At 49.5% G+C, this 12047-nt stretch carries 16 protein-coding genes; 9 read left to right on the top strand and 7 right to left on the bottom strand.

What is annotated here, in order from left to right; all coding sequences use genetic code 11:
- Positions 1 to 138: 138 nt before the first annotated feature.
- On the bottom strand, positions 139 to 612 hold the full coding sequence (gene dnrN / locus O3661_RS02215) for an iron-sulfur cluster repair protein DnrN (RefSeq protein ID WP_070460041.1): 474 nt from the start codon (positions 610 to 612) through the stop codon (positions 139 to 141).
- Between the two features lie 182 nt (positions 613 to 794).
- Complete coding sequence (locus O3661_RS02210; RefSeq protein WP_371492152.1) at positions 795 to 1727, bottom strand: AEC family transporter; 933 nt, start codon at positions 1725 to 1727, stop codon at positions 795 to 797.
- Positions 1728 to 1904: 177 nt separating this feature from the next.
- On the opposite strand from O3661_RS02210, the gene O3661_RS02205 reads away from it, so the two are divergent.
- Positions 1905 to 2660, top strand: coding sequence for a GNAT family N-acetyltransferase (locus O3661_RS02205; protein ID WP_150540441.1), 756 nt, complete (start codon positions 1905 to 1907; stop codon positions 2658 to 2660).
- 56 nt (positions 2661 to 2716) lie between these two features.
- The gene (locus O3661_RS02200) at positions 2717 to 3466 is read left to right on the top strand and encodes a lysophospholipid acyltransferase family protein (protein WP_371492151.1); all 750 of its coding nucleotides are present in this window, start codon (positions 2717 to 2719) and stop codon (positions 3464 to 3466) included.
- Between the two features lie 53 nt (positions 3467 to 3519).
- On the opposite strand, the gene gloA is transcribed toward O3661_RS02200, so the two are convergent.
- On the bottom strand, positions 3520 to 3933 hold the full coding sequence (gene gloA / locus O3661_RS02195) for a lactoylglutathione lyase (protein ID WP_049333394.1): 414 nt from the start codon (positions 3931 to 3933) through the stop codon (positions 3520 to 3522).
- Between the two features lie 206 nt (positions 3934 to 4139).
- Here gloA and O3661_RS02190 point away from each other — a divergent pair, with 206 nt between their 5' ends.
- Together O3661_RS02190 and O3661_RS02185 are read left to right on the top strand one after the other, a co-directional pair.
- The gene (locus tag O3661_RS02190) at positions 4140 to 5240 is read left to right on the top strand and encodes a conjugal transfer protein (RefSeq protein WP_371492150.1); all 1101 of its coding nucleotides are present in this window, start codon (positions 4140 to 4142) and stop codon (positions 5238 to 5240) included.
- Positions 5241 to 5326: 86 nt separating this feature from the next.
- Complete coding sequence (locus tag O3661_RS02185; protein ID WP_036493856.1) at positions 5327 to 5791, top strand: low molecular weight protein-tyrosine-phosphatase; 465 nt, start codon at positions 5327 to 5329, stop codon at positions 5789 to 5791.
- Positions 5792 to 5885: 94 nt separating this feature from the next.
- On the opposite strand, the gene metW is transcribed toward O3661_RS02185, so the two are convergent.
- Both metW and O3661_RS02175 read right to left on the bottom strand, forming a co-directional pair.
- Positions 5886 to 6467, bottom strand: coding sequence for a methionine biosynthesis protein MetW (metW, locus tag O3661_RS02180; RefSeq protein ID WP_004519858.1), 582 nt, complete (start codon positions 6465 to 6467; stop codon positions 5886 to 5888).
- Positions 6464 to 7603: a homoserine O-acetyltransferase gene (locus O3661_RS02175; RefSeq protein WP_063068764.1), complete on the bottom strand. Its 1140-nt coding sequence runs from the start codon at positions 7601 to 7603 to the stop codon at positions 6464 to 6466. Before O3661_RS02175 ends, metW begins: the two co-directional genes overlap by 4 nt.
- A 116-nt stretch (positions 7604 to 7719) precedes the next feature.
- Here O3661_RS02175 and O3661_RS02170 point away from each other — a divergent pair, with 116 nt between their 5' ends.
- On the top strand, positions 7720 to 7920 hold the full coding sequence (locus O3661_RS02170; RefSeq protein ID WP_003682450.1) for a hypothetical protein: 201 nt from the start codon (positions 7720 to 7722) through the stop codon (positions 7918 to 7920).
- A gap of 68 nt (positions 7921 to 7988) precedes the next feature.
- Here the strand turns inward: O3661_RS02170 and nadE are convergent, their stop codons facing one another.
- Positions 7989 to 8777: an NAD(+) synthase gene (gene nadE / locus O3661_RS02165; protein ID WP_107697102.1), complete on the bottom strand. Its 789-nt coding sequence runs from the start codon at positions 8775 to 8777 to the stop codon at positions 7989 to 7991.
- 102 nt (positions 8778 to 8879) lie between these two features.
- Here nadE and O3661_RS02160 point away from each other — a divergent pair, with 102 nt between their 5' ends.
- The 3 genes from O3661_RS02160 to efp are packed head-to-tail and all read left to right on the top strand — an operon-like array spanning position 8880 to position 10950.
- Positions 8880 to 9158 carry a hypothetical protein gene (locus O3661_RS02160; RefSeq protein WP_003682447.1) on the top strand — a complete coding sequence of 93 codons (279 nt, stop codon included), beginning with the start codon at positions 8880 to 8882 and terminating at the stop codon, positions 9156 to 9158.
- Positions 9159 to 9189: 31 nt separating this feature from the next.
- A complete protein-coding gene (earP, locus tag O3661_RS02155; RefSeq protein ID WP_107697103.1) occupies positions 9190 to 10347 on the top strand; it encodes an elongation factor P maturation arginine rhamnosyltransferase EarP in 1158 nt (385 codons plus the stop codon).
- Positions 10348 to 10389: 42 nt separating this feature from the next.
- Positions 10390 to 10950 (top strand): elongation factor P, encoded by a 561-nt coding sequence (efp, locus tag O3661_RS02150; RefSeq protein WP_002213793.1) that lies wholly within the window; start codon positions 10390 to 10392, stop codon positions 10948 to 10950.
- 59 nt (positions 10951 to 11009) lie between these two features.
- Here the strand turns inward: efp and O3661_RS02145 are convergent, their stop codons facing one another.
- Complete coding sequence (locus tag O3661_RS02145; protein WP_039862173.1) at positions 11010 to 11609, bottom strand: phospholipid-binding protein MlaC; 600 nt, start codon at positions 11607 to 11609, stop codon at positions 11010 to 11012.
- A gap of 165 nt (positions 11610 to 11774) precedes the next feature.
- On the opposite strand from O3661_RS02145, the gene O3661_RS02140 reads away from it, so the two are divergent.
- Positions 11775 to 11990, top strand: a complete 216-nt coding sequence (locus tag O3661_RS02140; RefSeq protein WP_004519865.1) for a 4-oxalocrotonate tautomerase family protein — start codon at positions 11775 to 11777, stop codon at positions 11988 to 11990.
- The last annotated feature ends 57 nt before the right edge of the window (positions 11991 to 12047 follow it).

Below are 12047 nucleotides of genomic sequence, written 5' to 3'. Positions count from 1 at the left end.
TAAACAAAAAAACGGATGTGTGCCTTTACTACCTAATTTTGTTTCTTTATTAAAATTTTAGAACTATTGCACTAAATTAGCAAGGGATTAAAGAACAGGCCGTCTGAACATTCAGACGGCCTTGATTAAGCTCAAATTTTAAGAAGCCAAAACGCGGTGGAACAAAATCTCATTTTCCAAATGGATATGGTCTTTCAAATCATCCACCATCTCTTTGGCCAAAGTGTACAAACGGGTCCAGCTGCCGCAAGCGCCTTCGGGAAGCTCAAAATTGTTGGTCAATTCTTCCAGACGCGCGATGGCTTGGTCGTGTTCTTCATGCTCGTGCATCATCACGCTGATGGGCATTGCCGCGCCGCGACCCACGCCCTGATTAATCATTGGGAACAACATGCGCTCCTCTTTCATCATGTGCATCAACAGCTCGTTTTGCATATAGGCCAACAAATCAGGAACTTCGGCAGGGAAAGTATCGGCATGAACCTGAGCCACTTTTTGCGCCAGCGGTACCAACTCTTCAAACTGGGCGCGGTGGACATTGTGATAACGTTGCAGGATATGGTCAATCGTAGAATTGAAAGGCGCGGTTTCCCAAAGGGTAAAGTCGGTCATGGCTGTGTTCCTTTAAAGATTTATATTGAATGAATGTTAGGCGTAAGGATACACGCTGCAAACGGCTTTGTATAGTTTTTTAATTGCTTAATTAATTGATAATAAAAGTTATTTTCAAAATTAAAATACCAAACAGGCCGTCTGAAACATAAAGTTAAAGTTTCAGACGGCCTGCCCTTTTCTTAAATAATCCAACGATATAACGCAATCATCACCGGCATGGTTACCACACAAAGCAAGGTCGTCAGCCCATAAATCGCGCTGGCTTTTTGGGCATTTTTGCCGTAAACAACTGCCATTTGGGTAACTGTCGAAGCGGCAGGCGAAGTCGTTGCCAAAAAGCTGATTAACACAACCGTATCCGCATGCGCATCATGATGGGCAAAACCGCAGGCTTTAACGGCGAAAAGCAATAATACCGGAATCAAAATCAGCCTTAAAAAAGCAACGAGATAAAGCCTCGGCGTCCACACAATCGAACGCAACGGCAAAGAGGCCAGCAGCATGCCCGCCACCAACATGGCAACCGGGCCAATCATGCCGCCCACCGTCGCCAACGTATTATCGATAATATGCGGCAGCTTGATTTGAAAGGCAAACATCAGCAGCCCGACCAACATGGATAAGATGTTGATATTGGTGAAAATGGTTTTCCAAGCCACATTGCCTCGGCCGCAAATCAACAGGCGCAGATGCGTCCAAAACAAAAATGTCTGCACCATGATAAAACCGCTGGTATAAATCACCCATTCCGTACCAAATACCGACATCACCAAAGGGATAATCAGGTTGCCCGAATTACTGTACACCGTCGCCGCGTGTTCGAGTGCATCGAGTTTGAACAAGTGTTTAAACAACCTGCCCAAAACAATCAATACCACATGGAAAAACACCGCCAACATGACGGAAAGCTTCAGCCCTTCGATAATCTGCGGCGTATTGTCCATCTGAAAAGCGTGAATCATGACGGACGGGCTGATTAGGTAAAGCGCGATGACCGAGAGCGTGTAGCTGTTTTCCGATTTCAACAGCCCGGCCTTCACCAAGGCCACGCCCATCAAAACAATCAGCGTCAGCTCGGTAATTTTTCCGGCAAGCAGGAAAGAGGTTTCCATAATAAAAAAGCGGCAAAAACGTTGATTTTACGCTTCTACCACTTGGCATGCCAAATTCAGACGGCCTGAAGCCTTTTTCCAACAACCCGACATAATTTGCCCTACCGCAAAGCAAATCAATATAAATCTGTCCGTATATCCGCTATAATCAGCCATTTTCTTCAAACAGGAAACATCATGTCCCCCAGCCGTTTCAATCAAACGGGCCCCAAAATCGGCCTGAGCGTACGCCTTGCAGAAACCCAAGCTGAAATCGAAGCCGCCCAAAGATTGCGCTATCAGGTTTTTGCCCAAGAATTGGGGGCAGAAATCGAAAGCGATGACGGCCGCGATGTCGATCCTTATGATGAGTATTGCCACCACCTGCTCGCCTTTGACGATGCAACCGGCGAGGTAATCGGCTGCTACCGCCTGATTACCGAAGAAACCGCTAAAAAAGTCGGTGGCTGGTACAGCGAGCATGAATTCGACCTTGAGCCTTTGAAAGACATCCTGCCGCAAACCGTCGAACTCGGCCGCGCCTGTACCCACCCGGACTACCGCAACGGCGGCTTGGTCATGCTGTTGTGGACCGGTTTGGTCAAATTCATGAAAGACGAAAACCTGCGCTTTATGATTGGTTGCGGCAGTATCGAAATGCGCGACGGCGGCAACGATGCGGCCGGCCTATATCATGCTTTAAAAGACAAATACCTCGCTCCGGAACAATGGCGCGTCAAACCGCTCAACCCGCTCAAATGGGACAGCATCACGCCGTCTGAAAATCCGCCTGTACCCGCCCTGATCAAAGGCTATCTCAAAGCAGGCGCGTGGTTCTGCGGCGAGCCTTGCGTCGATGAAGCGTTCAACTGCGCGGATGTGTTGATCATGATGGACATCAACCACCTTTCCGACCGCTACTTGCAGCGTTTTGCCCCTAAAACCGATTCATAATAAAAGGCCGTCTGAAACTTCAAACGGCCTGCCTAATCTTTATAAAAACACACACAATGACCGCCAAAATCCGTTTTATCTTCCGTCTTCTCTGCATTGCCGGCTGCCTTTTATACGGCATGGCCGAAATGTTTTTTCTGTTTCCCTTTTACAGCAGCAAACGCAAACTGCGCGCGATTCAATTATGGTCGCTGCGCGTGCTCGCTTCCTGCGGCATGAAACTGCAAACCTTCGGCACGCCGCCGCAAGAAGGCCGCGGCCAAATGCTTATCAGCAACCATATTTCATGGTTGGACATTATGGCGGTCAACGGCGCATTTCCCGGCCGTTTCGTGGCTAAAGACGATGTGGCCAAATGGCCAGTGGTCGGTTATCTCGCCACACAGGCGCAAACGGTTTATGTCTCGCGCAACCGCGGCATCAAAGGTAATTCTGCCAAAATCGCCGGCGTGACCGAAGCACTGAAAAACGGCGATACCGTCACCATTTTCCCCGAAGGCACCAGTACCGAAGGCCGTGAAATCCTGCCGTTCAAACCCAGCTTTTTTCAGACGGCCTATGATGCAGGCGTACCGATTATTCCGGCACTCTGCCGCTATCCGAATCCGGACGGCAGCAGCCCCAATCCGCACACTGCCTACTACGGCGACATCAGCCTCTGGCAATCTATCTGCATGGTCATCAGCCAACCTTCCAGTACGGTCGAGTTGCATTTCCTCGATCCGATTGAAGCAGGAGAAGACCGCTATGTTACCGCGCTTCAAGTACACGCCCTGTTGAGCGAAAAGCAAAAACAGTTGGGCTGATCAAACAAAAGGCCGTCTGAATGTTCAGACGGCCTTTTCCATTATCTTATGTCTTAAGATGAATATTGCACCGAATCGCTACCGCTTTTCTTTTGAATAAATTCAATTTTGTAGCCGTCCGGATCTTCAACAAACGCAATCACAGTCGTGCCGTGTTTCATCGGGCCGGCTTCGCGTACCACTTTACCGCCCATCTCTTTGACACGCTCGCACGCCGCGTAAGCATCATCGACTTCAATCGCAATGTGGCCGTAAGCATCGCCCAAATCGTAAGACTCGGTATCCCAGTTGTGGGTCAGTTCCAAAACAGTATGGTCCGCTTCATCGCCATAACCGACAAAAGCCAAAGTAAAACGGCCTTCAGGATAATCGCGGCGGCGCAGCAGTTGCATATTCAATACGTTTTGATAGAACTCCAAAGAGCGTTCGAGATTGCCGACACGCAGCATAGTATGAAGCAAGCGCATGATTTTGTTCCTTTCTGAATTATGTTTGGTCATGGATTATAACACATCGGGCATTTGCCCTCCCCAACTTAGAAAATGCCGATACTCAAACCGTGTAGAAATGAAGCGTATCCCCTATCGCCAGTTGAATTTAATTTATTAACAAGCACACCGACTGACTAAATTGCTATAATCGCCACACTTACAACACAACACTTCAAACCGTCATGAAAACCTTTGTTCTTCCAGATACCCGCCCTTATCCGCAGAGCCCTATCAAAAACTACCTTCTGCTCAATGCCTATCAGCTGGCGCACAACTCCTCCTCCGCATCACGCAAACTTTCGGCCGGCCAACTACAAACCGAAATCCGCACCATGCTCAGCCAAAACCATTACATCAACCTTTCATTGGCAATGACCATGGCGCCCGATGTCGGCACTTACACCAGCCTGATTCAAAGCGTAGGCGAAGTCCTGAAGGCAGAAAACGATAACGAAGCCCAATGGTTTGCCCTGCCTGTCGTTTTGGTCGCCGGTTGTAAAAAAGAACAAACCCTGCCACTCACACTGCCTACCGAAGCCCTCTTCGCCTGCCTGCAAAACTACCCCAACCTGCGCACCCTCACGCAAAACACGCAATGGCTACCCTACCTCGTCCAATCTACCGATTTGAGCAGCGTTACCCCGGGCGAGTGGTTCCAAGCTAAGCAAAACGATAAAGCGGCAGGCGCATTCCTGCAAAAATTCGAATACAAACCATTGACGCTGCCCGAAGGTCAATCCGTCCATGTTGTTTACGCGCTGGGCTACGGCAATAAAGACATTCAGACGGCCTTGGGCCTCAACCTGCAACAGGCAGGCCTGCCATTGATGCAGGTTTGGCAAGAGCATCTCGCCCTCGACGGCGTTACCCTCTTTACCAACCCACTCTCGCCCAATACGCCGCTTAACGCGCTTACCGACGGCAGCCACACCCGCCAACGCATGGCCATGGATGTTTTTGCCACCAACGCCATCCGCGCTATCCGTATGCAAAGCCCGCGTGTCGGCGTTGTTGCCGCAGCAAAAGCGGACGGCAAGCTCCAGTTCAGCTTCAACGCAACAGACAGCGCGTTTGAAATCGTTCCGCAGACCTTCACTTGGGAGCTGGCCTCAACCGACAATATCGCCATCGTTCAGCAAAACTTCCTCGACCTGATGGCCGAATGCCGAATCGAGCACCTCTACCTGCTGCACAACCCATTGGGCGAAAACGAGAACATCCCTACTTATGCCCAAGCATTGAAACTGGAAGGCCATAATCCTTTCTTCAGCAATGTAAACTAAATTGAAAATGCAACACGCCAAGGCCGTCTGAAAACGGTTTAGCGTATTGCATTGATTTTCAAACCTTACCGCTCATTTTCACGCATATGAAAACCCACAAAATCCTTTTCGTCTGCCTAGGCAACATCTGCCGCTCCCCTATGGCCGAATACGTCCTGCGCCACCGCGCCCGCGAAGCAGGCATGGGCAATGCCGTCATTACAGCCAGCGCAGGCACGTCAGGTTGGCACGACGGGGAAAACATGCACGAAGGCACGCGCCGTGTACTCAAACAACACGGCATCGACCCGTCAGGCTTTACCAGCAGCAAAATCAAACCCAGCGATGCCGAACATTTCGACTACATCATCGTGATGGACGACAACAACCTCAGAGAAACTGAAAAGCAGCTCGGTTTCCACCCTGGCAAAATCTTCAAACTGACCGACCTTATCCCTGATTCAGGTTACAACCACGTTCCCGATCCGTGGTACACAGGCGACTTTGACGAAACCTACCGTCTGGTCGATGCCGGCAGTTTGGCCTTATTGGAAAAATTGAAACAGGCTTAAACCGGCTTTAACAATAAAAGGCCGTCTGAACAGGTATCTCAAAAGCTATGCTTTCGTGATTACCTGTTCAGACGGCCTTTATCTATGAGCGCAATCAACCTACGCGATAAAACGCCAGACTGCCCAATAAATTCGGCAGATGTTTGACCTGTCGGTTGCCGGTCATGACCGCACGTTCCAGCACGCGGATTTTATTCTTGGCACACAACAAATCAAAGTCTTTGAGGGTACACCAATGGATATTGGGCGTATCGTACCAATGATACGGCATCCGCTCGGAAACCGGCATATGGCCGCCGACGGCGATTTGAAAGCGGTTGCGCCAGTAGCCGAAATTAGGGAAGCTGACAATCGCCTGCTTGGCTACGCGCATCAGGCAACGCAGGATTTTTTCCGTGTTCTGCATCGCCTGAATGGTTTGGCTCAAGACAATCACATCAAAACTTTGATCACCAAAAGCCACCAAGCCTTCTTCCAAATCGGCTTGAATGACGTTCACGCCGCGGGATATGGCGGCAATTACACTGTCGGTATCGATTTCAACGCCGTAGCCGGTGCAATTTTTATGTTCCACCAACGCGGCCAACAGCTCACCGTCGCCGCAGCCTAAATCAAGTACGCGGCTGCCTTCGGGTATCCAATCGTAAATGAGTTGCAAATCGTCGCGCAGATTCATTTTTGGCAGTCCTTGTAAACGTTGTTCATATAAGCGGCAACCGCGCGGATATAGGCTTCGTCTTCCATCAAGAAGGCATCGTGGCCGTGATTGGATTTGACTTCAATGTACTGCACAGATTTTTGCGCGGCAATTAATGCCTTGACCAATTCATGCGAACGTTGTGGCGAGAAGCGCCAGTCGGTGCTGAAGCTAGCAACAAAAAACTTGGCCTGCACATTCTCCACGGCGCGCGTGAGGTTGTGGCCGTAATCGGCGGCCGGGTCAAAATAGTCGAGTGCCTTGGTCATCAGCAGATAAGTGTTGGCATCAAAGCGGCCGACAAACTTGTCGCCTTGATAGCGAAGATAAGATTCCACTTCAAACTCAACGCCGTAACCATACTGATAACCGTCTGATTTTAAATCACGGCCGAATTTTTTACCCAAGCCATCTTCGGCAAGATAGGTGATGTGTCCCATCATGCGCGCAATACGTAAACCGCGTGAAGGAACGGTATGATGGCTGCGGTAATTGCCTTCATGGAAATCGGGATCGGTCAAAATAGCCTGACGGGCAACATCGTTAAACGCGATGTTTTGGGTGGAAAGTTTAGGCGCGGAAGCGATAACGAGCGCGTGGGCAACGCGTTCAGGTAAAGAAATCGTCCATTGCAATGCCTGCATGCCGCCCAAACTGCCACCGACAATGGCCGCCCATTTTTGAATACCGAGATAATCGGCAAGCATGGATTGGGACTTCACCCAGTCTTTGACGGTTACGACAGGGAAATCCGCGCCATATTCATGGCCGGTTTCAGGATTTTCTGATAAAGGGCCGGTACTGCCGTCGCAACCGCCCAAGTTGTTCAAACCGACAACGAAAAAGCGGTCGGTATCAATAGGTTTGCCGGGGCCGACCATATTGTCCCACCAACCGGCGTATTTATCCTCTGCACTGTGCTTGCCGGCAACGTGATGATTGCCTGACAGGGCGTGGCAGATAAGGACGGCATTGCTTTTGTCGGCATTGAGTGTGCCGTAGGTTTCAATCATCAGGTCGAAACGGGGTAAGGTTTTGCCGTTTTCCAGAGCAAGCGGTGTGTCAAACGGGATTTTCTGGGGCGTTACAATGCCCACTGAGGCATTTGTTGTCATTTGTAATTTCCAAGTGAAGCGGCAAAAGGGGTATTATAACGTTTCGTTTTTGTTTTGTGCATGAGGCTTCAGACGGCCTGCCCTGATTAAAGGCAATATTTTTGGGAGAATGTGGAATGATTGGCAGGCTTTTGCGATTTTTTTTCTTTTGCGCCATAGCGGCATTGATTGTGAACCGTTTGTTCAGCCGTAAACAAAAGCGCACCATTCGGGAAATCGCCAAAATCAGCGCGTGGGTATTGCTGGGCGCGGCGGCCGCTACGCTGTTTTGGTATTTGATGATGCTGTTTTTCAAGCATATTCCTAATTCTTATTGAAATAAAATATAAAAGGCCGTCTGAAAACCTTAATCCAGCGTTTTCAGACGGCCTTTTGATGTTCAAACTTAAAACAACTCTTCCGGAATCTTGCAAATCGGAATCGGATTGACTTTGTGCTGCATGGCTTTGTGCAATCGGGTATAGATTGCCAAAACTTCGCGCTGTCTGCCTTCAAAATCTTCAGGCTTGTGGCTGTCGTACACGCTCATCGCCCATTCGAGTTCGGGATAAGATGCGCCCATTTGCTCTTCATCGGTACGCTCGGTATCCCAAAGTCCGTCCGTCGGTACGGCTTTTTGAATGTCTTCCGATACGTCCAGCTCGGCTGCCAACGCGTACACTTGAGTTTTGGTCAAATCGGCAATCGGGCTGATGTCCACGCCGCCGTCACCGTATTTGGTGAAGAAACCGACGCCGAAATCTTCAATTTTGTTACCCGTCCCCGCTACCAGCAAACCATGTAGCTGGCCGTAATAATAAAGCGTCGTCATGCGCAGGCGGCTGCGTGCATTGGCAAGTGCCAGCTGTTTGTTGGGAAATTCGGTTTCGCTGACGTCAACGGTATCGGCAAACGTATCGAACGCCGGAGTCAAATCAACACTTTGCGCTTTTACGTTAGGATAACGCTTTTTCAGACGGCCCATGTGTTCTTGTGCGCGGTTGACTTGGTCGGATTTCTGACGAATCGGCATTTCCAACAACAAAACCGACAACCCGGTTTGCGCTGCAAGGGTGGAAACCACGGCAGAATCGATGCCGCCGGATACGCCGACGACAAAACCTTTGGCATGCGCCTGCTCGGCGTAATCTTTGAGCCATTGAACAATATGGCGGATGATGGCTTGGGTTTGCATAGGGATAAATGTTCGCTTCAAATAAAACGAATGATAGCCTGATTTGCACTTGTCTGAAAGACGACAGGGTATAATGCCCTTTTTATTTCTTGCACACACACCATGTCCAAACCCATCCTTCTGCGCTGGCTCGTTGTCTGCCTGATTCCGCTCGCCACCCTTTTATGGTTTGCCCTCAACCCGCCCGAAGACAAAACGCAACACCTCATCAACGGCATCATCCTTGCCTGCGAAGCCACGTTCCTATTTAAATTTGTCCTCTTTGACGTCATCAAACACCACCTCAAACAAGAGCCCGAATTGAAACGGCAAAGCATTTGGATGTTTATCCCTATTGTTTTGCTGATTGTTTATTTGTTCCACTATTTCGGCGCATTCTGATGTTTTCAGACGGCCTTGGGCATATTTTTCCATGAACACCACCCCACCTTATACTTGCTGGATTTTCTGCAACGTCATCGACAACTTCGGCGACATCGGCGTTTCATGGCGGCTGGCGCGTGTTTTGCAACGCGAACTCGGCTGGCAAGTGCATTTGTGGACAGACGACTTTCCGTCCCTTCAGGCACTCTGCCCTGACTTGGCCTCGATTCCCAATATCCATCAAGGCATCGGCATTCACGCTTGGCAAGCCGACCATGCCGAAGATACCGATACAGCCCCTACCCCCGACATCGTCATCGAAACCTTCGCCTGCGAACTGCCCGACAACATTCAAACCATCATCCGCCGACACCGACCGCTTTGGCTCAATTGGGAATACCTCAGCGCAGAAGACAGCAACGAGAGGCTGCACCTAATGCCTTCGCCCCAGGCTGGCGGCATACAGAAATACTTTTGGTTTATGGGTTTCAGCGAAAAAAGCGGCGGCCTGCTGCGCGAACGTGATTACGCCGAATCTGCCCGCTTTGATACGGAAGCCTTGCGCCGACAACTCAAACTTCCCACAAAAAACGCGCCTGAATGGCTGCTTTTCGGCTATCAAAGCGATATTTGGGCAAAATGGCTGACCATGTGGCAACAAGCCGGCCAACCCATTACCCTGCTGCTTGCAGGTACACAAATCATCGCCAGCCTTAAAAACAGCAGCCTAGTGCCGCAAAACGCCCTGCTTGAAGACGGCAATGTGTATCAGAGCGACCACGTTACCCTGATCAAAATCCCTTTTGTCCCCCAACAGGATTTCGACAAACTGCTCAACCTTGCCGACGGCGCCGTCATACGCGGCGAAGACAGCTTTGTTCGCGCCCAGCTCGCCGGAAAACCTTTCTTTTGGCACATCTATCCGCAAGAAGAAAATATCCATCTCGACAAGCTGCACGCTTTTTGGGACAAAGCGCATCAGGTTTATCCGGATGTTGTCGCCACGGCACACCACCGTCTTTCCGACGAACTCAACAACGGTGAAACACTCAGCGACAGCCAACGCCTGCAAGCATGGCAAACCCTGACGGCACACCAAAATGAATGGCGGCAAAGCGCGGCAAAATGGCGGGATGGACTTTTTGCTCAAAAAAGTGCCGTTGAAAAACTTGCCGCCTTTATTTCAAAGCACAAAAAAATACGCTAAAATAGCGCGTTTTATTACAACCGATTTGATTGGAAAACTACAATGAAAACAGCACAAGAACTGCGCGCCGGCAACGTATTCATGGTCGGCAACGATCCTATGGTCGTTCAAAAAACCGAATACATCAAAGGCGGCCGCTCTTCCGCCAAAGTCAGCATGAAACTGAAAAACCTGCTGACCGGTGCCGCTTCTGAAACCATTTACAAAGCCGACGACAAATTCGACGTCGTTATCCTGTCCCGCAAAAACTGTACTTACAGCTACTTTGCCGATCCTATGTACGTCTTCATGGACGAAGAATTCAACCAATACGAAATCGAAGCCGACAACATCGGCGACGCGTTGAAATTCATCGTTGACGGTATGGAAGACCAATGCGAAGTTACTTTCTACGAAGGCAACCCAATCTCCGTAGAATTGCCTACCATCATCGTTCGCGAAGTTGAATACACCGAGCCTGCCGTTAAAGGCGATACCTCCGGTAAAGTGATGAAAACCGCGCGTCTGGTCGGCGGCACTGAAATCCAAGTGATGTCTTATATCGAAAACGGTGACAAAATCGAAATCGATACCCGTACCGGCGAATTCCGCAAACGTGCTTAATCAGCCCGTAACACAAAAAGGCCGTCTGAATATTCAGACGGCCTTTTTATCAATCTACCTTATTGTTTCTTCAAGCCCTTGGCTGCAACAGTCGCAATCGTACCGTCAATGCCTTTGCTCTTAATCAGCTCGCCAAATTGGTTGCGGTATACCGTTACCAAGCTGGTACCGTCCACGCGGATATTGTAAATCTTATACGCACCGCCACTTTGGTAAAGCTGGTAGGCCACTTCATACTTGGTGCCTTTTTTGGTCTGAATTTCCGAGAAAACATCAAACTTATTGCCGTTTGCCGTCATCTTCGGCAACAGGCGTACATTCGCATCCGCCGCACCAATCAGTGCAGAATGCGAGTACATCGCAATCACCATGTCTTTGAATGCACGGATAAAATCAGTTTTCTGTTTGGCAGAAAATTCACGCCATGGCGCGCCGACAGCCAAAGCCGAAATACGTTCATAATCCAAATAACGGTTGGCATACTGCTCAACCTGTTTCACACGTTGCGCTTCTGTCAAAGAAGTATTGCGTGCAATTTTCAGCACAGCATCAATATTCTGCTGCATCTGCTTTTGCGCAGGATGCGTTTCCGCCGCCACATAGGGCGCGGCAATCACCATCGGCGCGGCCACAATCAAAGTCTGAAGAAAACGGTTCATGACGATATCCATCCAAAATAAAACCGCATTTTAAAAACAATCTATTCCAAAAAACTTAATTCTTTGTAAAAGCAGTCATGAGCAATGAAAAATCCTGCAATCAAATTTCAGACGGCCTGATAAAAATAAGATAACATGTGAACACTATTTTAAAAGGAAAAAGCCATGCCCTACGTCAACATCAAAGTAACCGGCGGCAACGAAGCCCCGAGTGCGGAACAAAAAGCCGAATTAATTCGCGGCGTCACCGAATTACTCTCACGCGTTCTCAACAAAAATCCCGAGACGACCGTCGTCGTCATCGACGAAATCAATATGGACAACTGGGGCATAGGCGGTAAAAGCGTGACGGTTCGCCGTGCTGAAGCGCGCAATAAGTAAGCCTCGGCCGTCTGAAACCCTTTTAATTTACCCACAAAAAGAGTACATTTATCCCAT

It is taken from the genome of Neisseria sp. 20925_1_37 (assembly GCF_041433255.1).
Lineage (GTDB): Bacteria > Pseudomonadota > Gammaproteobacteria > Burkholderiales > Neisseriaceae > Neisseria > Neisseria flavescens_D.
Note: the sequence above shows the minus strand (reverse complement) of the source record. Positions and strands in the feature narration are given on the sequence as shown.